The 22,783-nt window shown below is 60.6% G+C and carries 21 protein-coding genes; 9 read left to right on the forward strand and 12 right to left on the reverse strand.

All coding sequences use genetic code 11. From position 1 onward, the window contains the following. Positions 1–135: 135 nt before the first annotated feature. The 5 genes from DOM58_RS09300 to DOM58_RS09320 form a co-directional block, all read right to left on the reverse strand. Complete coding sequence (locus DOM58_RS09300) at positions 136–918, reverse strand: glycosyltransferase family A protein (protein ID WP_157957524.1); 783 nt, start codon at positions 916–918, stop codon at positions 136–138. A 498-nt stretch (positions 919–1,416) separates the two neighbouring features. Continuing rightward, entirely contained in the window at positions 1,417–2,007 is a 591-nt protein-coding gene (locus DOM58_RS09305; protein ID WP_110692609.1) for an NADPH-dependent FMN reductase, read from the reverse strand. Positions 2,008–2,168: 161 nt separating this feature from the next. Further along, on the reverse strand, positions 2,169–3,077 hold the full coding sequence (locus DOM58_RS09310; RefSeq protein WP_110692610.1) for an NAD-dependent epimerase/dehydratase family protein: 909 nt from the start codon (positions 3,075–3,077) through the stop codon (positions 2,169–2,171). A 227-nt stretch (positions 3,078–3,304) separates the two neighbouring features. After that, on the reverse strand, positions 3,305–4,777 hold the full coding sequence (locus tag DOM58_RS09315; RefSeq protein WP_110692611.1) for a sensor histidine kinase: 1,473 nt from the start codon (positions 4,775–4,777) through the stop codon (positions 3,305–3,307). A 2-nt stretch (positions 4,778–4,779) separates the two neighbouring features. Then, positions 4,780–5,490 carry a response regulator transcription factor gene (locus DOM58_RS09320; RefSeq protein WP_110692612.1) on the reverse strand — a complete coding sequence of 237 codons (711 nt, stop codon included), beginning with the start codon at positions 5,488–5,490 and terminating at the stop codon, positions 4,780–4,782. Positions 5,491–5,679: 189 nt separating this feature from the next. Here DOM58_RS09320 and DOM58_RS09325 point away from each other — a divergent pair, with 189 nt between their 5' ends. From DOM58_RS09325 to DOM58_RS09335, 3 genes are read left to right on the forward strand one after another with little or no spacing between them, the layout of a single operon-like run. Next, on the forward strand, positions 5,680–6,018 hold the full coding sequence (locus DOM58_RS09325; protein ID WP_110692613.1) for a pentapeptide MXKDX repeat protein: 339 nt from the start codon (positions 5,680–5,682) through the stop codon (positions 6,016–6,018). A 60-nt stretch (positions 6,019–6,078) separates the two neighbouring features. Continuing rightward, positions 6,079–6,996 carry a cytochrome b/b6 domain-containing protein gene (locus DOM58_RS09330; protein ID WP_110692614.1) on the forward strand — a complete coding sequence of 306 codons (918 nt, stop codon included), beginning with the start codon at positions 6,079–6,081 and terminating at the stop codon, positions 6,994–6,996. Further along, positions 6,989–7,774: a molybdopterin-binding protein gene (locus tag DOM58_RS09335; RefSeq protein ID WP_110692615.1), complete on the forward strand. Its 786-nt coding sequence runs from the start codon at positions 6,989–6,991 to the stop codon at positions 7,772–7,774. The genes DOM58_RS09330 and DOM58_RS09335 overlap by 8 nt, the downstream gene beginning before the upstream one ends. Before the next feature lie 52 nt (positions 7,775–7,826). Here DOM58_RS09335 and DOM58_RS09340 read toward each other — a convergent pair whose 3' ends face one another. Further along, positions 7,827–8,732: a LysR family transcriptional regulator gene (locus DOM58_RS09340; protein WP_110692616.1), complete on the reverse strand. Its 906-nt coding sequence runs from the start codon at positions 8,730–8,732 to the stop codon at positions 7,827–7,829. A 205-nt stretch (positions 8,733–8,937) separates the two neighbouring features. Between DOM58_RS09340 and DOM58_RS09345 the strand changes: the two genes are divergently transcribed. The 5 genes from DOM58_RS09345 (at position 8,938) to DOM58_RS09365 (ending at position 14,740) form a co-directional block, all read left to right on the forward strand. Then, positions 8,938–10,116, forward strand: coding sequence for an MFS transporter (locus DOM58_RS09345; RefSeq protein WP_110692617.1), 1,179 nt, complete (start codon positions 8,938–8,940; stop codon positions 10,114–10,116). A 152-nt stretch (positions 10,117–10,268) separates the two neighbouring features. Then, entirely contained in the window at positions 10,269–11,123 is an 855-nt protein-coding gene (yghU, locus tag DOM58_RS09350; RefSeq protein WP_110692618.1) for a glutathione-dependent disulfide-bond oxidoreductase, read from the forward strand. 125 nt (positions 11,124–11,248) lie between these two features. Continuing rightward, entirely contained in the window at positions 11,249–12,511 is a 1,263-nt protein-coding gene (locus tag DOM58_RS09355; protein WP_110692619.1) for a dicarboxylate/amino acid:cation symporter, read from the forward strand. A gap of 22 nt (positions 12,512–12,533) precedes the next feature. After that, positions 12,534–13,691, forward strand: a complete 1,158-nt coding sequence (gene solA / locus DOM58_RS09360; protein ID WP_157957525.1) for an N-methyl-L-tryptophan oxidase — start codon at positions 12,534–12,536, stop codon at positions 13,689–13,691. 122 nt (positions 13,692–13,813) lie between these two features. Beyond that, positions 13,814–14,740, forward strand: coding sequence for a putative RNA methyltransferase (locus DOM58_RS09365; RefSeq protein ID WP_110692922.1), 927 nt, complete (start codon positions 13,814–13,816; stop codon positions 14,738–14,740). A gap of 38 nt (positions 14,741–14,778) precedes the next feature. Here DOM58_RS09365 and DOM58_RS09370 read toward each other — a convergent pair whose 3' ends face one another. Then, a complete protein-coding gene (locus DOM58_RS09370) occupies positions 14,779–16,524 on the reverse strand; it encodes a sensor domain-containing phosphodiesterase (RefSeq protein ID WP_245392209.1) in 1,746 nt (581 codons plus the stop codon). Between the two features lie 242 nt (positions 16,525–16,766). Between DOM58_RS09370 and DOM58_RS09375 the strand changes: the two genes are divergently transcribed. Continuing rightward, positions 16,767–17,171 (forward strand): transcriptional regulator, encoded by a 405-nt coding sequence (locus tag DOM58_RS09375; protein WP_245392210.1) that lies wholly within the window; start codon positions 16,767–16,769, stop codon positions 17,169–17,171. Between the two features lie 151 nt (positions 17,172–17,322). On the opposite strand, the gene DOM58_RS09380 is transcribed toward DOM58_RS09375, so the two are convergent. From DOM58_RS09380 to DOM58_RS09400, 5 genes are all read right to left on the reverse strand, one after another. Next, positions 17,323–18,402, reverse strand: a complete 1,080-nt coding sequence (locus DOM58_RS09380; RefSeq protein ID WP_110692623.1) for an aldo/keto reductase — start codon at positions 18,400–18,402, stop codon at positions 17,323–17,325. A 134-nt stretch (positions 18,403–18,536) separates the two neighbouring features. Then, positions 18,537–18,884 carry a cytochrome o ubiquinol oxidase subunit IV gene (gene cyoD, locus DOM58_RS09385; RefSeq protein WP_075562511.1) on the reverse strand — a complete coding sequence of 116 codons (348 nt, stop codon included), beginning with the start codon at positions 18,882–18,884 and terminating at the stop codon, positions 18,537–18,539. Continuing rightward, the gene (locus DOM58_RS09390; protein WP_110692624.1) at positions 18,881–19,504 is read right to left on the reverse strand and encodes a cytochrome c oxidase subunit 3; all 624 of its coding nucleotides are present in this window, start codon (positions 19,502–19,504) and stop codon (positions 18,881–18,883) included. The genes cyoD and DOM58_RS09390 overlap by 4 nt, the downstream gene beginning before the upstream one ends. Then, positions 19,501–21,609 (reverse strand): cbb3-type cytochrome c oxidase subunit I, encoded by a 2,109-nt coding sequence (locus DOM58_RS09395; RefSeq protein ID WP_110692625.1) that lies wholly within the window; start codon positions 21,607–21,609, stop codon positions 19,501–19,503. The genes DOM58_RS09390 and DOM58_RS09395 overlap by 4 nt, the downstream gene beginning before the upstream one ends. Next, the gene (locus DOM58_RS09400; protein ID WP_157957526.1) at positions 21,606–22,625 is read right to left on the reverse strand and encodes a cytochrome ubiquinol oxidase subunit II family protein; all 1,020 of its coding nucleotides are present in this window, start codon (positions 22,623–22,625) and stop codon (positions 21,606–21,608) included. The genes DOM58_RS09395 and DOM58_RS09400 overlap by 4 nt, the downstream gene beginning before the upstream one ends. Positions 22,626–22,783: the final 158 nt, after the last annotated feature.

Genomic DNA, 22,783 nt, shown 5'->3' on the forward strand with positions numbered 1-22,783 from the left:
TTTCAAGTTAGCTATATGATGTCGCAATTTAGAAAACGGAGTGATGCCAGTAGCATGCACTCCATTTTTGTCTAAATAAAATCTTAAGAGCATGAACGTTGTTTTTGGGTTCGAATCTATGTCAAAATTCTAATTTTACGTAAAGTCAAGTAGCATGGGAAAGTCTGAAAAAATAGTTGCTAATTCACTGCTATCAGCTATCTCCCATCGTTCAACGTATTTTGTCTTTACTCCTACTTTGCCACGGTTCAATGTATCATTGTCTCCGTGGTTGACCAGGTAAGCTGCCATGAATCCTGGATAAGTTGATAGAGCACGACCATGTTTTTTGGCGATATCGGCGTAGTCGCCATGCCTTCTGAACTGCATGAAATAACAGTTTTTATCTTTTGTGTCACTAGGTAAGTCATTGAGCGTGAGATAGATCACCGCACAGGAGCCACAATGTTTCCAAAATGGAGTATTGTCCCCTCCCATAGGTGCCACTTTTCCACTTTCGCAATCGAACATGTAGCCATATTCGACAAGATAGCCGCTTTTGTTGTTGTCGTTTAGAGTGAATTCTACCAAACTTGGGTGAACTAGGTCGTCTGCATCAAGATGCATAAAGTAGGTCTCTTCGCCCAAATAGGTCTTGAGCGATAATCCTAACAGTCGCTTCTTAGCTGGCTTGTCGTTTCCGATCTTGCCAGTCTCATTTGAAATGGAGGGTGGCAAGAAATCAGCTAAGATGAACTCGACATCTAATCCGCTGGTGTCTACGTTAGGGATCTCATGACAAGTAATTAGCACTCTGAAATCTTTCGATGTCTGCCTTCTAAGTGATTCAAGTGTGCGAGCCAAATTGCGGCAAACGAGAGTCCAGTCACGACTCATCGCACGTGACATTAACGGGATACCAAAGTGGAAGCTGGGCATGAGTGTCACTAGTATTTGGAAGGTTAAGTTTAAATTAGGAAAAACGCTGATCTTTGGTCTATTCTAATGCCAGTGAGGAAAGGGTTCAAGTCTCGCGCAGGGGTGTTAGGGTGAGTCAGTTGTCATTAATGGTTGCTTCGGTCTGCTAATCTTTCCTGATTCCCAGGGGTTTAGCGAGTGTCGGTTCAATATCCGTGGTTGAAGTTTGGTTTTAATTAGCGAGGCATTTGATTGTCTTGCAACGCTGCAGATATTACGAGCCGTATCGACATTTAAGAGGTGTGATCAGGATACCTGTTTCCGGTATGATTGCTGTTAACAATAATTTTGTATTTTTTATAGTATGCAGCCCGCTAAGGCTAACGAGGGCGCTGAATTTTCTCCTAAGCTCAATGGGGAATTTGATGTGCAGATATAATCTACTGCTATGCAAGTTGGTATTGCTATAAATTTGGCTGAAAAAAGGCCCGGCTTGCGAAGGCTGGAGAGTTGGCTGGGCTAAAACGGCGGAACGCGGTGAGCGCGCTGACGTTTGCCTGCCTCAGTCCACCACGCGAGATCGTCGGCAAACCGGCCGAAAGCGCGTTCGAACGAGGCGCCGGTATCGCCGAGCGGTGTGCCATGTTCATCCAGCGTGTTGCCGATCTGGCCGACCGCGACGGTGCTTGAGATAACCACCATGCCCATCTCGGCCAGCGTGCCGTGCCAGACCAGATTGGCGTGGGCGCCGCCTACGCGCCCGGCCGAATAGCTGACGATGCCGGCCGGGCGCCAGAACCACTCTTCCAGAAAATGATCGGTCAGGTTCTTGAGCCCTGGCTGCATGCCCCAGTTGTACTCGCCGGTGACGAAGACGAAGCCATCCGCTTCGCGAATCTTGGCAGCCAGGGTTTCCATCGCCTCCGGCGCTTCGCCTTCGGGATACTCCTTGTACATTCGATCCAGCATCGGCAGATCGATCTGCATCGCATCGATCAGTTCTGCGTCGAGACCCCGCTCGTTCAGGGTGCGCACGGTATAGTCGGCGAGCCGAATGCCGGCGCGGTCGGATCGATAGGAACCGTAGAAGACGAGGATTTTATCAGGCATGGAATGATCCTTCCTTCGGGGGGCATCTATTTTGGGCAGAACATCGTGACCTGAACAAGATAACTCATCGAAGCCGCTTTACCTCTGCTCCACCTCTCGTCCGATGCATACTTACCGCGAATGCCGAAGCAGCCTAGATAAAAAGACCGCGGGCTGACACGCTACTGCTCCTGCGGGTCGGCGACATATTGCCGCCAGGCATGGGCCTCACGAAAACCGAGCACGTCGCGGATCTTGCGGTTCGAGTACAGCGCCTCGTATTCGCCCAGTTCGCGGCTCACGGGGACTTCGGGATAGAAGCGCTGGATGATCTCCCGGGTCGTCAGGTTGACGGAGTTATCGTCGTTGCCGGCGTTGAAGATCTGATAGCCCAGGCCGTCGGTCGCAAGGCAACGGTCGACGATCTGGCCGAGATCACGCGCATCGATGTAGCAGAACACATTGCGTCGCCGCAGCGACGGATCGGCGAAGTAGGCCGGGAAGTTCTCCGCGTATTCGTGGGGCTCGATGACATTGCCGATCCGCAGGCCGTAGATGTCGAAGCCTGAGCGCTTCTGGAACGCCTGTGCGGTGCGCTCGTTGACGACCTTGGACGTGCCATAGCTATCCATCGGCTCGGTCGGATGTTCCTCGTCCACCGGCAGTACGCGGGGCTGGACGACACCGTCGGCGAAGCAGATGCCATAGGTGGTCTCGGAGGAGGCGAAGACGACCTTGCGGATGCCGAGCTTTACCGCGGCCTCGATGACGTTATAGGTGCCAATCGTATTGACGCGGAACGTCTCGTTGTCCGGTTTGATGAGAATGCGGGGGATCGCCGCGAAGTGCACGACGGCATCGAAATGCGGCACGCCGGTGCCCGATTCCAGTTCGTCCAAGGCGGCATAGCTGCTCAAGGCGTTGAACATCTGACCGCTGTCGGTCACGTCGGCGATGAGGTTGTCGACACCGGGATGATCCAGCGGCGTCTGGTCGACGTTGACGACCCGGTGCCCGCGCTCCAGCAGATAGGGCACGACATGGCGGCCCGCCTTGCCGCTGCCGCCAGTGAACAGAATACGTTGGGCCATGCCGCTCCTCCTCGAGATCGGATTGATTTGCGCTGTACTTTTGCACTGTACTGAAGGGTAGGCGGAAATCCGGCAGGAGGAAATTTGTCCATGGAAATGCCGGCGTTTGGCCCGGTATTCGAGGATGAGATTCCTTGGCTGCGTGATCGCCTCATCCTCCGCTAGCGTGGCGCCCTTGGGGTACTCCCTGATGCGGGCGAGCCGGGATTGCCGTCTCGGTCAGGTGATCATGGCTTCGCCAGCGGCAGCGTGAACCAGATGCATGAGCCGCGGCCGGGCTTGCTTTCGAGTGTCAGTTTCGAGTCGTGACGTTTCAGAACGTCGCAGACGATCGCCAGACCCAGGCCTGTCCCGTCACCGCGCTCGCGGCTATGGGCGGTGCGATAAAAGCGCTGGCATACCAGGGCAACCTCCTCGGGTTTCATGCCGATACCGGTGTCACGAACGCCGATCTTGAGGGTGTCGGCATCCAGGTTGAGGATACGGATCGTGACGTGTCCGCCGGCATTGGTGGCGAACAGGGCATTGTCGACCAGATTGGTCAGGGCGTGATCGATCAACTCGACATCCGCGGCCACCTGGGCCATGGCTGCCTCGTTCTCGACCGTGAGGACGATGTCGTTCTCTTCGGCTCTGGGCCGAAATTTGCTGACGATGTCGTTGGCCAATTCGGCAAAGGAGAACGACTCGAGACTCAGCGCGCGATCGGAGATATTGGCGTGGGACATCTGTGAAAGCTGCGCGGCCAGGCGTGTCAGTCGATCGACATTCAGGCGGATGGCGTCGAGATTCTCGCGGCTGTCGGCCGAGGTCGCGGTGCGCAGCAGTTGTCGGGTATAGCCGGACAGCGACGTCAGCGGTGTGCGGAATTCGTGGGAGAGATTGGCGACCAGTTCCCGGCGCTGACGGTCGTTGTCACGCAGCGCCTCCACCTGCGCTTCGATGGTGGCGGCCATCTCGTTGAAAGCCCGGCCCACGCGGCCGATCTCGTCGTCGATCCGGTCGGGCACGCGCTGACGGTAATCGCCGCGGGCGAAGTGGCGCACGGCGCGCGTCACGCGGGTGAACCGGCGGGTCAGCAACGCAAACAGCGCAAGCCCCACCACCAGAGTCAGCAGCAGGGCAACGCTGGTGGCGATCAGCAGCGTGCGAGAGATGCCGCTGGTCTCCCAGATATTGGCCATCGAGACCTGGGTATTGGCCTCCAGCCGCACGAACAGGTAGCCCGGTGTGGCTTCGCGGCCGTAGCTCACCGGGGCTACGGAAAACACGCCCTCGCCATCCTGGCAGGGCATGTCCGCGTAGACCGGCAGCATCGGCATATCCGAGAGCAGTTCGGCGATGGCGCCCCGGTCGACCTGTTCGCCCAGACCGCACGAACCCTCGCTGTAAGCACCGACCACCCGGCCGTTTTCATCGAGAACGTATAGCGATAGCGACGGGTTGATGGTCATGATCTGCTGGATGGCGGTATGTACCCGATCGTCGTCGAGACCCTGGCTGAGTGGTGCTCGAAGGGTCTGGGCCAACTGTCTCGCCATGTTGATCTGGGAGCGTTGCAGCCATTCGCGGCCCAACTGGTCGAATTGATCGACCGCGATCAGCGCGGTCGCCGCGGATAGCGCGATCATGCTGGCCAGATAGATGAAGACGATGCGTGCGTAGAGACTGCGATAGGCTCTTCTGAAAAGTGGCCACATGATCACTCGGCCGCCGATGCCGGAAGGTCGGTAAAGCGGTAGCCGATGCCCCACACGGTCAGGATGTAACGCGGGTGGGCGGGGTCGTCCTCGATCTTGTTGCGCAGCCGATTGATATGCGTGTTGACGGTGTGATCGTAACCGTCGAACTCCGCGCCCCACACGGCGTCGAGCAGCTCGCCCCGGGAAAAGCCGCGGCCGGGGTGGCGGGAAAAGAACGCGAGCAGGGCGAACTCTCTGGCGGTCAGGGAGAGCGGGCGCCCATTCAGCGTCGCGCGGTGATGGGTGGCGTCGATCTCCAGATCCATGACGACGACGGGATGGGAGTCGGACCGCCTGTGCGCATCGACCGCTTCCCGGCGACGCATCAACGCGTGGATCCTCGCCACCAGAATGTCGGTATCGAACGGCTTGGTGATGTAGTCGTCGGCGCCGATTTCCAGGCCTTCGACCACTTCCCGGGTCCCGGCGAGCGCCGTCAACATGATCAGCGGTATGGCGGCGTCCTCCCGGCGGATCTCACGGCAGACCTGAAGGCCGTCGATGCCCGGCAACATCAGATCGAGAATCACCATCGATGACTCCGTCCAGCGCGATAGTGCCTCCTCGCCAGTACTGACCCAATCGGCCTTGTAGCCGGCCTCGGCCAGTATGGTCTTCAGCAGACGTCCGATATCGGGATCGTCCTCCACACAGAGTATCGAGCGCGGCATGAGCGGCTCCGAGCGATCAAAGGACCGAACATAGCCGAGATGCCCGACCGAGTCATCACGCGAATGTCACGCCTGGAACGGGAGAATCGCACGTTATGGTTTCGTGATGATTGACCCGAAATCCCCGATTACCTTGCTATCACCGCCTCGCTACCGAGGTGGCTACCGACAAGGAATAGGGAGAAGGTCATGATCGCGAATAAATCGAAGTTCCTGCTGGCATTGAGTGCCACGTTGTTGAGCGGTGGCGTGTTCTTCACGAGCCTCGCCAGTGCTCAGGAAACACAGACCGATAGCATGTCCCAGGACGACATGGGGCACGACGACGCCATGGGCCAGGATGGCATGAGCCACGACGACGCCATGAGCCAGGACGGCATGAGCCACGACGATGCCATGGGCCAGGACGGCATGAGCCATGACGATGCCATGGGTCAGGATGGCATGAGCCACGACGACGCCATGGGCCAGGATGGCATGAGCCACGACGACGCCATGGGTCAGGACAGCATGGATCACGATAATTGAGCCATGGCCTTCCGGCGGCCGCGGCCGCCGGATGCCGTCTGCGTGACAGCGAGGTGAATCATGCCATCCGGTATCGGCCCCGTCGCCAATCCCAATCCCAAGCCCAACGCCGATTCCAGTTCCAGGCCGGCCTCCGAGCCGGAAGCCTCGGAATCGTCCCGGTTGATCAAACGCCATAGCCTGAGCACTCGGCTGTGGCACTGGACCAATTTCCTCTGTCTCATCGTGCTGCTGATGAGCGGCCTGCAGATATTCAACGCGCACCCGGCGCTGTACTGGGGAGAGCAGTCCGGTTTCTCCGATCCCTTCATCGCGATTCACGCCCAAGCCGGCAACGACGGTGAACAGCGGGGCGTGGTACGAGTTGCCGGCTACACGCTCGATACCACTGGCGTGCTGGGGCTCTCCGATGACAATGGGCAGCTGCGCCAACGAGCCTTTCCCCGTTGGGCGACGCTGCCGGGGGACAAGTGGCTGACGATGGGAAGAAACTGGCATTTTCTCGCCGGCTGGATCTTTGCCCCTTCGGTGGTGGCGTACCTGCTTTACACCGTGATCAGCCGTCATCGGCGAGGCTCGATCTTTCCCACGCGGCGACAACTGAGAGCCATACCCAGGACGATCGTCGATCACGCGCGGTTCCGCTTTCATCACGAAGCCGACTACAACGGCATCCAGAAGATCACCTATGTTCTGGTGCTGTTCGTGCTGTTGCCGATGATGATCCTCACCGGGTTGACGATGTCCCCCTCGATCAATGCGGCCTGGCCGTTACTGACGGAGCTGTTCGGCGGCCGGCAGAGCGCCAGAACCCTGCATTTCATCTGCGCGTTGTCGCTGATGGGGTTTTTCTTCGTGCATATCGCCCTGGTGCTGGTCTCGGGCGTCTTCAACAACCTGCGCTCGATGGTGACAGGGCGCTATCGCATCACTGAAAGGCCAGATGGGCCGGTGAATCGGGAGGATTCGCATGAGTAAGCCACAATCGTCCGGGCCGAACCGGAATAGACGCCGACTTCTCTCCGGCATGGCGGCGCTGGGGGCGGGGAGCCTGCTGGCGGGTTGCGACCGGATCGCCGACAACGCGTCGGTAAAGCGCGCGCTGGGTAGCGTCGAGCAACTGACCTACAAGGCACAGCGGCTGATCGCCTCCCGGCAGGCGCTGGCGCAGCAGTTCGACAAGAGCCAGATCGCGCCGGTCTTCCGTCCCAACGGCACCACCAATCCTCAGGAAGACTATTATCGCGCCTGGGTGGAGAACGATTTCGCCGACTGGCGATTGACGATCGACGGTCTCGTCGAGCAGCCCACGAGATTGTCGCTGGCCGAGCTGAGCGCGATGCCGTCGCGAACGCAGATTACCCGCCATGACTGCGTCGAGGGCTGGAGCTGCATCGGCCAGTGGACCGGCGTGCCGCTGGCGGACCTGCTCGAGCGCGTGCGTCCGCGGGATCAGGCCAGATTCGTGGTCTTCCACTGCGCCGATCACACCTACGGCGGTAGCGACCTCTACTACGAGAGTCTCGACATGGTCGAGGCCTATCATCCGCAGACGATACTCGCCTATGGCTTGAACGATGCCGCGCTGCCGGTAGCCAACGGCGCGCCCCTGCGTCTGCGAGCGGAACGCCAGCTGGGTTACAAGCAGGCCAAGTACGTGATGCGGGTGGAGCTCGTCGACAGCTTCAAGAACATTCATGGTGGCAAGGGCGGCTATTGGGAGGACAGGGGATACAACTGGTGGGCGGGAATCTAGGTCAATGATGCCGACTTCGCGGGGGCTGCCCTGGCGCTGCCTTCGGCCCGGCTCAAGCGCGAGTCTGATGATTTGGCATTGCCATCTGCTCGCTAAGATGGTCGATCAGCGCACGGGTCTTCGGTGTGGGGTGCTTGCTCGATGGCCACAGAGCATAAAAGGCCCCGTCGCGACTGACGGTATCGGTCAGTACGCTTTCCAGGCGGCCATCGTCGAGCGCGTTGCAAATCGCGAAGTCTGGCAGACAGGCGATGCCGTGGCCGTCGAGGGTAAAGCGAAGATGAGCGTCGAGATTGTTACAGACCATTGAGGTCGGCAGCGCAACGCTGTCTGCCTCGAATAATGGCCACGTCTCGAGCCTGCCAGAGCTCGAGTAGCGATAATGAAGACAGTGATGGTCGGCCAGGGCGGCGGCCGAGGCCGGTTTGCCGTGGCGTCGAAAGTACTCGGGAGCGCCGACCAGCATCAGACGAAAGCTGCCCAGTCTTCTCGCGGTCAGTCGGGAATCCACGGGTTTGGCCGCCCGGATGACGGCGTCGAATCCTTCCTCGATGACATCCACTACCCGGTCGGTGAAATCCAGATCCAGCTCGATCTCCGGATAGCGGTGCATGAAGTCACTCAACACCGGCAGCATCAGCGCACCGGCGATCGGTAAGCTCAGACGCAGACGCCCTCGCGGCGCCCGTTGCAACTCATCGAACTCGGCCTGGGCGGCATCGATCTCGGCCAGGATCCGCCGACTGCGCTCTAGGAACCTCACGCCCTCGGCGGTGAGCGTCATGCTGCGAGTGCTGCGAGTGCTGCGATGAAGCAGACGTCCGCCGAGCCTGTCTTCAAGGCGAGCGATGCTCTTGCCAACCGCCGACGCCGAAAGTCCGAGCTGCCGCCCGGCCTTGGCGAAGCTTCGAGCCTCGGCGACCTGCACGAAAACCGTGATGCCGTGGATGCTGTCCATCGATATGCCAACGCCATGAAAATGAATTGCGGACAGAATAGTCCGGGGTGTGCGGAAATCCATCCGTCTTTTTCTGAAGCCGGCTAACGGTTAGGGTCTGCGGCTTTCACTTCGACAGGAATGCCGACATGCCAATAACCCCGACGACAGTCAGGTTTTTCCAGTGGTTCGCCCCGGTATCGAGCCTGTGCCCGGAAGGTGGCTAATGCACCCGGGACGCTCGCTGTTTTTCATCGCGCTGGGGTTGTTCGGGCTTTACGCCGTCGAGTTCGGTGTCGTCGGTGTGCTGCCGCCGATTATCCAACGCTATGACGTCTCGGTCGCTCTGGCCGGGTGGCTGGTGGGTTTCTTCGCCTTGGTCGTGGCGGTGTGCGGCCCGGCGATGGTGTTGTGGCTTTCACGTTACGATCGCCGCAAGATCCTGACCGGCTCGCTGCTGGGGTTCGCCGTGTGCAGCCTGATCTCGGCCTGGGCACCGAGTTTCGGCGTGTTGATGGCGCTACGGGTGCCATCGGCGCTGCTGCACCCGGTATTCTTTTCCGCCGCCTTTGCCGCAGCCGTTTCCCTCTATCCGCCGGAGCGGGCCACCCACGCCACCTCGATGGCGCTGGTGGGCACCAGCATGGGCCTGGTGATCGGTGTGCCGTTGACGACCTGGATTGAGGCAACGATCTCCTACGAGGCATCTTTTTACTTCTGCGCCATCGTCAACCTGGCCGCAGCGATCGGGCTGTGGTTCATGCTGCCGCCGCAACCACACCGGGAATCCACCAGTGGCGCCGGGGCGCTGGCCGTTTTACGCAAACGCCGGGTCTGGCTCTCCATCGCGGCCACGGTCGCAGTCTTCGGTGCGATGTTCTCGGTCTACAGCTATGCCGCGGAATATCTCGGCAGAATTACCGAGTTCTCGAGTCAGACCATCAGTTTTCTGCTGGTCGTTTTCGGTATCGGTGGGGTGGGCGGCAATCTGTTGGCGGGGCGTCTGTTGGGGAGTCGACGTGCGCTGACCGTGCTGCTCTACCCGGTTGCGCTATCGGTCGCTTATCTGTTGCTGATGACGTTGGGATCGTCATCGGTCGTGGAGATGCTGCCGATTTGCGTGCTTTGGGGGGCCGCGCACACCAGCGGGCTGGTCGTCTGTCAGGTCTGGCTGACCTCGGCAGCGGAAGAGGCGCCGGAATTTGCCACCAGCCTGTTTGTCTCTTCCGCCAATCTGGGCACGGTTTGTTCGTCCTCTTTCAGTGGCTGGTTCATTGGCACCTGGGGGCTGAAGGGGACACTGGTGAGCGGGTGGCTATTCGCGGCGCTGGCGGTCGGTTTCATCGTCATCCGGATCTTGCTCGATCGGCAGCGTCATGGTGTGGCGCGGCGCGTGGCTACATGATCGGGTCGACTCTCTGTCACTCAGCACGTCGCCAATTTTATGGAACTCATCGGATGGTCGCCAGTAGTGGTCAAATCGATCGCGGCTCGCCAGACAACCTTTAACACGCTACCTTCCATCTCACATCCGATGTTATCGATTCAGGAGAGATGATGAGCGATTACACCCCACCCAAAGTCTGGGAACCGAAAGAGAGCGGCGGCAAGTTCGCCAGCATCAACCGTCCGGTCGCCGGCCCGACCCACGATAAGGAACTGCCGATCGGCGAACATCCGTTCCAGCTCTATTCGCTGGCGACGCCCAACGGTGTCAAGGTCACCGTGATGCTCGAGGAGCTGCTGGCACTGGGTAAGAACGCCGAATACGACGCCTGGCTGATCAAGATCGGTGACGGTGATCAGTTCGGCAGCGGCTTCGTCGAGGTCAACCCGAACTCCAAGATTCCGGCATTGATGGACCACAGCGGCGACAGGCCGATCCGCGTGTTCGAGTCCGGCTCGATCCTGGTCCATCTGGCTGAAAAGTTCGGTGCCTTTGTGCCGACCGATCCGGCCAAACGTGTCGAGACGATGAACTGGCTGTTCTGGCAGATGGGCAGCGCGCCCTATTTGGGTGGCGGCTTCGGCCATTTCTACGCGTACGCGCCGGAAAAGATCGAATACGCGATCGATCGTTTCACCATGGAAGCCAAGCGTCAGCTCGACGTGCTAGATCGTCGACTGGCCGAGACGCGCTATCTGGCGGGCGACGAGTACACCATCGCCGACATCGCGATCTGGTCCTGGTACGGCCAGTTGGCGCTGGGCCGTCTCTACGATGCCGCGGAGTTCCTGGACGTGGAGAGCTACGAGAACGTCCAGCGCTGGGCCAAGGAGATCGATGCGCGCCCGGCCGTGCAGCGCGGCCGCATGGTCAACCGCACCTTCGGCGAGCCGGAAACCCAGCTTCACGAACGCCACGACGCCAGCGATTTCGAGACGAAAACGCAGGACAAGATCGGCGGCTGATTCTATTCTGCCGCCATACGAAGCCCGGCTATCTTGCCGGGCTTTTTACGTTAGGCTTTGTGTGGGTTCTTCAAGAGAAGACAAACCGATTCCATGGCGCCGACGGCTTTCGATAAGGCATCTCAATGAAAACGTTATTTCGGGGTTATCTCGAAACTTCCCTGATCCTGCGAGTGACCATTGCGCTGGTGCTCGGCGTGGCGGTGGGGCTGATCGGTGGGGAAACGATCGCCGCGTGGCTGGCGCCGTTTGGCGATCTGCTGCTGCGACTCCTGCAGTTTCTGATCGTGCCGATCGTGCTATTCACACTGATCGTGGGGATCAATCAGGCCGATCTGGGGCGTATGGGCCGGATCGGCGGCAAGGTGTTCGTCTATTACGTGGCGACGTCGGCCATGGCGATCGTGGTAGGGCTGGCGGTGGCGTCGCTGCTGTCCCCGGGCAGTGGCATGACGCTGGACGACGGCGCCAGCGTCGATGTGCCGGACAATCCGGGGCTCGTCAGCGTGTTGCTGAGCATCGTGCCGAACAACATCGTTGGCGCGCTCGCTGAACCCAATCTGCTGGGCATCATCTTTACCGCTTTCGTGTTCGGTATCGCGCTGCTGAAGATGCGCCATCACGAGAGCCAGCACGAACTCGATAGCCGGCCGGGCGAGAAGCTCTACGGTGTCATCGAAGCGCTCAACGCGGTCACCATGAAAGTGATGGCCGGCGTGCTGCAGTACGTGCCGATCGGCGTGTTCGCGATCGTCGCGGGGACCGTGGCCAGGCAGGGGCTGGACACGATTCTTTCGCTCGGCAGCATGGTGGTGGTGCTCTATCTCGCGCTGGCGGTGCATCTGATCCTCTACTGCGTGTTGATGAAGACGTTCGGCGTGCGCCTGGGGGCGTTCTTCCGCGAGGCCCGTACGCCGATGGCCACGGCTTTCGCCACCCAGAGCAGCACCGGCACGCTGCCACTGACGTTGAACGCGGCGCAGCGACTCGGCATTTCGCAAAGCCTTTACGGATTCAGTCTGCCGCTGGGCGCGACGATCAACATGGACGGCGCGGCGATCCGGATCGCGATCTCGGCGGTTTTTGCCGCCAACGTTGCCGGCATCCCGCTGGATTTCATGACCATGGTCGAGATCGTGCTGATCGGCACATTGACCTCCATCGGCACCGCTGGCGTGCCTGGCGCGGGAATCGTGATGATCGCGACGGTCTTTGCCCAGGTCGGGCTGCCGATCGAGACCGTGGCGCTGTTGACCTCGATCGATGCGCTGGTCGGCATGGGCTGTACCGCGCTCAACGTCACCGGCGATCTGACCGGTACCGCCATCATCGCCCGCAGCGAGGATAAGCGGGGGGATTCACAGCCCGCTGATGCCACGACGGCCTGATATCGATTCCAGGAACTCTCGCATGGATTCTACCGCGCACACCAACTACCTGATCATCGGCGGCGGCAGCATGGGGCTGGCGGCAGCGGATTATCTGGCCGACACCGGCGCTGGGCCGGTGCAAGTGCTCGATGCTCATAGCCCGCCCCACGATCAGGGCGCCCATCACGGCGAGACGCGTCTGATCCGGCTGGCTTACGGCGAGGGCAGCGGCTACGTCCCACTGGCCATACGCGCGCTGGAGCGCTGGCGCGAGCTCGAACGAGAGACGGGCGAGTCGCTGTTTCTGCCCACCGGCGTGCTCAATCTCGGTCCGGCAGCGGCGCCATTCATTCGCCAGGTCGAGGCGAGTGCCCGTCAGTACGATCTGGCGTTGGAAGTGCTCGGCGGTGGCGCGGTCTCGGCGCGCTGGCCGGCGTGGCGGCTCGATGAACGAACGACCGGGGCATTTGAAGCCAATGCCGGTGTGCTCAGGGTCGAGCGTATTCTCGCCGCCTGTCGCCGACGCGTGGAGCGAAGCGCGAACGTGACGCTGACCACCGGTGCCAGAGTCATTCGGCTGGAACGCGGGGCGCGGGGCGGCTATGCGGTCAGCTGTGACGACGGCAGGCGATTCAGCGCCGATCGGCTGCTGGTCTCCGCGGGGCAGCACCTGGCGCCGCTGCTGGCCGAGCTCGGGGTCGACTTACCACTGACTCGGGTGCGCAAAACGTTTGCCTGGTTCGAAGCCGATGAACGTTACAGCCCCGAGCGATTCCCGGGATTTAGCCTTACCGATGATGAGCTGGGCATCTACTACGGCTTCCCGGATATCGATGGCGCTGGATTCAAGATCGGCCGCCACGACAGCGGCCAGATCCTGGCGCCGGGTGAGGCAATGGCACCGTTTGGTGAGCATCCCGAGGATCTTGCCGAACTGCAGCGGGTCATCGATCGTTATCTGCCCGGCGTCGGCGCACTGCGCCACGGTGCCGTCTGCCAATATATTCGCACTCCGGACGAGCACTTTCTGATCGACGAACCGCTCCCCGGGTTGATCGTTGCCGGTGGCTTCTCCGGCCACGGCTTCAAGTTCGCCAGTGCCATCGGCGAATCGCTGGGCCAATGGCTGGTCAGCGGTCACGCGGCTTCGGAACTCGCAGGATTTCGGGCGGGGCGATTCACGCTTGCGCGCAACTGAAAGCCGAAGTCGGTGGCTCGACGTGGCGCTGGCGGCCGAGTGCCGATGGATTTCGCGTACACTGACGGCCTTTATGCACACGCGGTAGCACTATGTCCTTCACCCCTTTGCCCTTATCCCCCTTGGTCTCCTCGCCTTTTTCTGCCCTGGCCTGTCCGCTGGACGGCGATCCGATGCACCGCGAAGGTCAGACATGGCGCTGCGCGGCCGGCCATAGCTATGACATTGCCAGGCAGGGCTATACCCATCTGCTGCCGGTGCAGCACAAGCGCTCTCGCGATCCGGGGGACAGCAAGGCGATGGTGGCGGCACGTCAGCGCTTTCTGAACGCGGGCCATTACCAGCCCGTTGCCGACGCGGTCGCGCGTATCGTGCTGGCACGACGGCCTGCCGCCGGCCCGCTTCACTGCCTGGACGCCGGCTGCGGCGAAGGCTACTACCTGCGCCAGCTGGTGGAGGCGCAATCGGATGCGGGAGCAGGGGATGCGTCACTGTCCCTGCTGGGGTTGGATATTTCCAAGTGGGCGGTGCTCTCCGCCGCCAAACAAGAGCGGGCGGTGCTGTCTGCTGCGAAGCAGGCGCGCGTGCTGCAGCGCGACGCGCACAAGGACGCTGGCGCTACCTGGGTGGTGGCGAGTAATGCCCACTTGCCGGTGCAGTCGAATTCGCTGGATTGCGTGCTGTGCCTGTTCGGCTTTCCGGTCTACCCGGAATTCATGCGCGTGCTGAAGCCGGGCGGCATGCTGGTGCAGGCCGATGTCGGGCCGGATCATCTGCGTGAATTGCGTGAGGTCATCTATCCCAGCCTCAAGGCGGAGCGCGAGCGTTCGGAGGCGGCTCCCGAGGGCCTGATTCGGCACGAGAGTGAATCGATCCGCTACTCGCTGACACTGGATAACGCCGAGGCCATCGCCGATCTGCTGGCGATGACCCCGCATCTCTATCGCGCCAGTGCCGACGGTCGAGCCAGAGCGCAAGCGCTGAATTTCCTGACGGTGACCGTCGACGTGCGCCTGACGCGATTCGAGCGGCCGGCCGACGACGGATGAAAGGCCCCTTCGGTGGCCGGCCGCAACTGATGGTGTCTTCAGCTCGGGTAGGCGACAGCCCACTGGAGAGCTTCCTCGAAGGGCAGCGCGGGACTGTAGTAGAACCCTTGTCCAAGGTCACAGCCGAGACTCTTGAGGCGTGCCTCGATGGCGCTGTTTTCGACTCCTTCCCCAATGACGAGACGATTGAAGGTTTTCGACAGATCGATGATCGCCGTGACGATCGCCTCGTCCTCGGGGTTGTCGAGCATACCAATCACGAACGAGCGATCGATCTTGATCTTCTGCGTCGGGAAAGTGCGTAGATAACTCAGCGACGATTGGCCGGTACCGAAATCGTCCAGCGACAGCTGCAGGCCGAGCTGCAGGCAAGCCTGGATGTTGACGACGATGGCTTCCATGTCTTCCTGCGGCGAGATGCTTTCCAGAATCTCCAGGGTGAGCCTTCCCACCAGTTCCCGGTCACGGTTCGCGAGTGCTCGGTGTAAATGGTCGATGAAACCGCTGTCGCGGAAGCTGGAAGGGCTGACATTGATGCTGATCGAGTAGGGCAGGCCGCGCCGCATGATCTCTTCGAGAGCCCTCAGCGCCTCGTCGATGACGTACTTGCCGACCTCTATATCGAGCCAGGTGTTCGCGATCGAGGGGAGGAAGTAGCCGGGAGGCAGGATCTCACCTGAAGGCAGGCGCCAGCGCAGCAACCCCTCGAAGCCAGCGACCGTGTCATGGTGATAGTCGATCTTGGGCTGATAGAAGAGTTCCAACTGCTGTAGCGAGAGCGCCTGCCATACCTCACGGGCGATGGACAGCCGCTCGCGACGGGAGTGGTGGAGCCCGAGATCGAAACGGCAGTAGCCGTTCTTGCCGGCTTCCTTGGCAGAGTACATGGCCTGATAGGCATGATGTAGCAGCGCATCCGTATCCTCTTCGTCCTCGGGATAGCCGGTGACGCCCATGCTGGCCGTGAGGCTGTGGACATGCTCCGATATCCGGATCGGGATGCGAATCTGATCCAGGATACGATGGCAGGCCTCCGGTTGGAGCCTGTCACGCAGGATAACGACGAATTCGTCGCCCCCCAGGTGAGCCACCAGGTCCTTCCGGCGCACGGCATCGCGCAGGCGTTCGGCGACGACCCGCAACACCGTGTCGCCGGCACTGTTGCCATGGGAGTCGTTGATGCTCTTGAATCCATCCAGATTGATCAGGCAGATGGAAAGATGGCCCCGGCACTGCCTGGCCAATGCCAGTTCGGCCTTCATCAGCACCTGAAGAAGGCGCCGGTTCGGCAGTCCGGTCAGGGGATCGATATCGTCGGAGGTCAGACCTGGAGGGCGTCGGGTCAAAAGATGAAGGCCGATTTCGTCCTCGACCTGATTGGCAAGAACGCCAAGCATCTCGAAATTCAGCGCTGATGCCGAAATTGGTGCTGTATCGATGAGACACAGCGTGCCGATGCCGAATCCCTCGATGTCTCTCACAGGCACACCGGCGTAGAAGCGCAGATGGGGCGATCCGACGACCAGCGGATGTTCGACGTAATCGGGATGCATCAGCGCATCCTCGATGACGAGGAGTGCATCGTGGCGAATGGTGTGATGACAAAGCGATAGCGCATCCGGAATAGCGACCGATGCCGAGCCGGTGTCGGTCCTGCACCACTGCAGATCCTCTCCTTCCAGCATCAACCAGGCGTCCGTTACCCGATAGTGCTGCTTGGCGATCCAGCGTATGCGGTCAATTCGCTCTTCAGTTAGCGTGTCGATTCTTCTTGTTTGATGCATGGCCTCTCGACGCCATGTTTCGTAGCAATCCAGATTCACGGTGTGGCACCTCATCGAAAGCCTTCCCAGCCCCATCCGTGTGGCATTTCAGCAACTTTTACTATAGTAAACTTAGCGTTCCGCGATCATCATTGGGTCCTACCACCGGCAGGAAGTTGAATTAATAATTCAATACAAATTTGAACCTTGGTTCAACTTAAATTGAACAAATAGTTCAAATTAAATCAATGGATGAGAAGAGCTTGTTCGCGTTGCGTCTTCAAGCGGCGCTCACCGCCGCCGGATACCAACCTCGCCCTTCGGTATTGGAGCGCGAGTTCAACCTGCGCTACTGGGGATCGCCGGTCAGTTTCCAGGGAGTGCGCCGGTGGTTGCGGGGTGACTCGATACCGTCTCAGGACAAGCTACTGGTATTGGCTGGCTGGTTGGGCATCGAACCTCAGATCCTGCGTTACGGCGAGTCGTCATCGCACATTCGCGGCGCGATGCAGGCGACCTGGGTGATACCCGTGGGAGGAGAGGAAGACGAAATGCTGCGGATCTATCGCGGGCTGCCTGCGGAGCAGCGCAAGCTTCTGCGTCAGGTGGCTCTGACGTTCGCGAAAGCCAATGGATTGCAGCCACAGGATCCGGAGGAGTCGCCCTGACATTCGTTATCGGGACCGCTTGTATAGCGCCGCTATTTCAGCGCCAGCCCAGAACGGTCGAGATGGCAGCTCCGCGTCTTCCGTAATCAAGGGAAGACGCGGCGTCGGTTCATTGTTATCGAGACATCGTTATCGAGACATTGTTATCGGGTCAGCGTTTCTCGGATAGAGCCTGTGACTGCGCCAACTGCTCGCGGCGATAGTCGCCCTGGCGCTCCAGCATCCAGCCGGGATATTCCGCCGGCAGGGCGCTGACCTCGTCGAGCCGGGCAAGCTCTTCCTGATCGAGACGCACCCCGGTTGCAGCGATGTTGTCGTCGAGCTGTTCGAGTCGCTTGGCGCCGACGATGACGCTGGTCACGGCTTTCTGATGCAGTAGCCAGGCCAGCGCGATCTGAGCCACGGAAACGCCCTTGCCATCGGCGATATCGCGCATCACATCGATGCAGTCGAGGCCGCGATCCCGGTTCACCGGCGGGAAGTCGAAGGTGGCGCGACGATCGCCGGCCTGGGCCTCGCCGTCCCGAGTGTACTTGCCGCTGAGCAAACCGCCCGCCAACGGGCTCCAGACCATTAGTCCCAAACCCTCGCTATCCAGCATCGGCACGATCTCGCGTTCGAGGTCGCGGCCGGCGACGGTATAGTACGCCTGTAGCGATTCGAAACGATGCCAGCCATTGTGTTTGGCGATACCCAGCGCCTTCACGATCTGCCACGCCGCCCAGTTGGAGACACCGACGTAGCGAACGTGGCCATGTTCGACCAGCGTATGCAGCGCACGCACGGTCTCCTCGATGGGCGTGGCCGGATCGAAGCCGTGGATCTGGTAGAGATCGATGTGGTCGAGCTGCAGACGCTTCAGGCTCGCCTTGACGCCTTCCATGATGTGGTAGCGCGAAGCGCCGCGGCTGTTGACGCCGCTGGACGGGTGAGCGCCATTACCGCCCGTTGGCCCGAATACCTTGGTAGCTACCACGACATCGTCGCGGGGAATCTCGAGGTTTTTCAATGCCTGGCCGGTGATGATTTCCGATTGACCCTGAGAGTAGACGTCGGCGGTGTCGATGAAGTTGATCCCGGCGTTGAAGGCGCGGCCGACCAGCTTGTCGGCGTCCGCCTGCTGCAGGTCACCGATCTGACTCCACATCTCGCCGTTGCCGCCGAACGTCATAGTGCCGAGGCAGAGCTCGGAGACGAACAGACCGGTGTTGCCCAGCGGGTTATAGCGCATGATTCATTCCTCGTTACTCGTGAAGGATGAGACTGCAGGAAAATGAGTATGGTCGAGCCGGCCAGGTGACGCTGGTTCGATTCCGTCCGATGTTTGCCTAAAGCTGTCGAGGTCAGGCGAGCCGTTTCGTCGAATCAGGGCAGCATGGCGGGCATCATCCGGTAGTAGAGATTGAACAGGATCCACAGCGTGCCGCCGACCATGATGGTCAGGATCAACACGGTGAACAGAATCAGCTGCAGATCCTCGCGCTTGTTCCGGGCCAGCGTGATGTGCAGGAAGAAGCGAAAGTGGACCACGACCTGAATCACGGCGCAGACGGCGATGACGATATAGAGCGTGCGCGCCGCCGTCTGCGTGTAGGCGGCCAGTCCAAACGGAATCAGCGTCAGTACCAGCGCCAGCCCGAAACCCCACAGATAGGTGCGTAGCTCGCTGGATTTCTCCTGGGCTTCCTGCTCGGAAAGTTGGCGATGGCTCATACGATGCCTCCCAGGTAGACCAGCGAGAAGATTCCGATCCAGACCACATCCAGGAAGTGCCAGAGGATCGCCAGCCGCATCAGCCCGGTCTTGGTGGGCGTATCGAGACCGTGCACGGCAATCTGGCCGAGCAGGGCGATCAACCAGATGCAGGCCCCGGTCACGTGAAGCCCGTGGAGCGGCACCAGGGCAAAGAAGGCGGACAGAAAGCCGCTCCGGCTAGGCACGCCGCCTTCGGTGAACATCTTGTGAAAGTCGTAGAGCTCATGGGCGAGAAAGCCAAGGCCCAACAGCAGCGTCACCAGCAACCAGGCCACCAGCACCTTGCGGTCGGTGCGATATTTCAGCGCTAGCGACGCCATGCCGAACGTGAAGCTGCTGACCAGCAGCAGCATCGTCTCGATGAAGGCACTCTTGAGCTCGAACAGCTCGCCGGGGCCGGGGCCGCCAGCGGTGCCGCCGAGCATGGTGACGTAGGTCGCGAAGAGCAGACCGAACAGAATCAGATCACTCATCATGAACACCCAGAAGCCGAAGACGAACTCCTCGCTGGCTTCGTGGGCATCGCCGTGGGCGTGGCCCAGATTGAGGCCGGGGTGGCGGCTCGGTGTTGCAGTCATTGGATGGCTCCCTCGAGCGGTGACATGGCTAGCCCCTGATTGGCCGGCGTCTGTTCTTCACGCCGGGAGACGGGCCGAATACGGCTGACGCGCTCTAGCCAGGCCTCGTGCTCCCGGCGCACCGTCTGTGCGGGGATTGTCCGGGTACGCTGGCGAACGTAGCCTCGTGCCACCAGCGCGATCAGGCTGACGATGCCCGCCGCCGCCACCAGCCACCATTCGTACCAGGTCAGGCCGAAGGCGATCAGAAAGCCGGTGGCGGCCATGATCGGCCCCATGGCGCTGTTGGCCGGCATCACGATATCCGTGTACTCGTCCGGCCGCGGGTGCGCGCCACGGCCATTCTCCTTCTGGCGCATGTAGGCATCGCGGCTGTGGACTTCGGGAATGACCGGGAAGTTGTACTCCGGCGGTGGCGCCGACACCGACCACTCCAGGCTGCGGCCATCCCAGGGGTCGCCCGCCGGCACGCGGTTGGTGTCCCGATCCCGAATGCTGACCCAGAGCTGGATCAGCAACAGCAGCATGGCCAGCAGAATGATCAGCGCGCCGACAGCGGCGGCCAATGTCCACGGCAGGTAAGCCGGTTCGAAAAAGGCCGCCGATCGCCGAGGCATGCCCAGTACGCCGAGGGCGTAAAGCGGGAAGAACGCCAGCATGAACCCGACGATCCAACACAGCGCCGCGCGCCGACCCCAGCGCTCCTCCAGGCGGAAGCCGAAGGCCTTGGGAAACCAGAAGTTGGTGCCGCCCAGCATCCCGAACAGCAGTCCGGGAATGAGCATGTTGTGGAAGTGTGCGACCAGAAACAGCGAGTTGTGGATCTGATAGTCCACGCTCGGCACCGCCAGGATGATCCCGGTCAGCCCGCCGATCGCAAACAGAATGATGAAGCCGACCGCGTAGATCATCGGTACCGCAAAGCGGATACGGCCGCGGAACATCGTCAGCATCCAGTCGTACACTTTGACCCCGGTGGGAATGCCGATCAGCATCGTGGCGATACCGAAGATCGCGTTGATATGCGCGCTCTGACCCATGGTGAAAAAGTGGTGGAGCCAGACCGTGAACGAAAGAACGGCGATGGCCATCGTGGCGATCACCAAGGCGCCGTAGCCGTAGAGTTTCTTGCCGGAAAAGGTCGAGAAGATTTCCGAGAAGATGCCGAATGCCGGCAGGATCAGGATATAGACTTCCGGATGGCCGAACGCCCAGAACAGATTGACGTAATTCATCATGTTGCCGCCGAGATCGGCGGTGAAGAAGTGAAAGTCGAGATAGCGGTCCAGCGCCAGCAGCGCCGTCGCCACGGTCAGCGGCGGCATGCCGAAGATCATCAGGATCGCCGTGCACAGCGCCGTCCAGGTAAACAGCGGCAGGCGGAACCAGCTCATGCCCGGTGCGCGTTTCTTGTAGATGGTCACGGCGAAATTGATGCCGGTGAGCGTCGACGACAGCGTCGACAGGGTCACCGCCCAGATCCAGTAGTCGACGCCGGCGCCGGGGTTGGCCGCGCTTTCGGTAAACGAGGGATAGCCGCTCCAGCCGCCGGTGGAAAACGGCGCCAGAATCAATGACACCATGACGAGTGCCGCACCGGCTGCGGTCAGGCCCAGGCTGACCGAGTTCATCACCGGAAACGACAGATCCCGGGTGCCGATCTGCAGCGGCATCACGTAGTTGATGATGCCGGTCAGAAACGGCATCGCCATGAAGAACACCATGATGGTGCCGTGGGTCGTGAAGAGCTGCCCGAAGTGCTCGGCGGTGAGGAATCCGCCTCCCAGCCCTACGGCCTGCTGCAGGCGCATGAACACCGCCTCGATCACCGCGCGCGCCAGCATCACCAGCGCGATGACGATGAACATGATGCCGATCTTCTTGTGATCGGGGCTGGTCAACCACTCGGACCACAGCCAGCGCCAGCGGCGGGTCCAGGTCAGCACGCCGATGGCGATCAGGCCGCCGAGAATCACCATGGCGCCGGCGCCGCTGGCGATGATCGCGTTGACGATGTTCTTGGTCGTCGGATCGACGATGGCGTCCCAGAACGGCAACGCGCTCCAGTCCAGTCGACCCAATAGCCACTCGGCCCAATGATTCATGGTCGAGCCTCCTGCGAAGACGAGGCATCGTTCGCCTTCCCGGTCGACGCGACCGGAATCGATGCCCAGTCGGGCGATACATGGCCGACAATATCGTTGAACAGGTCGTCGGGCAGGTGGCCGAAACGAAGTCGTCCGGCGTCGTCGCCCCGGCCTTTACCGTCACCATCGTTGTTGCTGCCGACATCGGCGCGGGCGAGAGACTGCGCCAGCGTCTTGCCAGTGTTCTGCGCCATCAGTCGATCGAACATCCGGGCATCCAGCGTCATGCCGCCTTCACCCGTGTGAGCGACGAAGTTGTGGAATGTCTGCTCATCGACGACGCGAGTCACGAAGCGTTGATGCGAGAATCCCTTGCCGTTGTACTGCATGTTCTTGCCCGGGAACTCGCCGGTATGGTCCGCTTCCAGATGCAGCTGGGTCACCATGCGGTTCATGACATCGATCTGACTGCCGAGCGCCGGAATGAAGAATCCTTGCATGACGCTGGCGGAGGTCAGCTCCAGTGCCAGAGGGCGGTGAGCGGGAACGACCAGCTCGTTGACGGTCGCGATGCCCTGATCGGGGTAGATGAACAGCCATTTCCAGTCGAAGCCGACCACCTGCACCCGCAAGGGTTCGGTCTTCTGATCGCCTTGAATGGGGCGGTACGGATCCAGTGCCAGGGTGCTACGCCAGGCGACCGTGGCGAGCACCACGACGACGAGGAAAGGAATACCCCAGATGGCGATATCGGCGAGCTTGGAAAAGCCCCAGCGAGGGCGATAAGCCGACTGGGCGCCGTAGCGATAGCGGATCACGATCCAAGGGGTCAGGATCAGCACCGGCAAAACCACGATCGATGTCAGCGCGATGATCAAGCCGAACTGGTGGCGTTGGGCGGTGGCAACGGGCCCTTGAGGATCGAGAAACGAGATGGGGGTTTGACTGCATCCGGTAAGCAGGATCGATAGCAGTCCGGCCAAGAATGCGCGATAGCGACAGGCCGTTTGAGCGGTGACAGGGGGATGGGACACGATAACCTCGGTGAAACGTCCTTGTTACGAAACTTACCGGCCAATGACCGATACCGTTAGCTCATTAACTATAGAAATGTTTGGCGATGACGCCACTGGCAGCGGTGCTATCGAGCGGTGCGAATCAGTGTGATGACCATGAAATTTGCCCATGGGCG

The organism is Salinicola halophyticus (assembly GCF_003206695.1).
GTDB classification, from domain to species: Bacteria; Pseudomonadota; Gammaproteobacteria; order Pseudomonadales; family Halomonadaceae; genus Salinicola; species Salinicola halophyticus.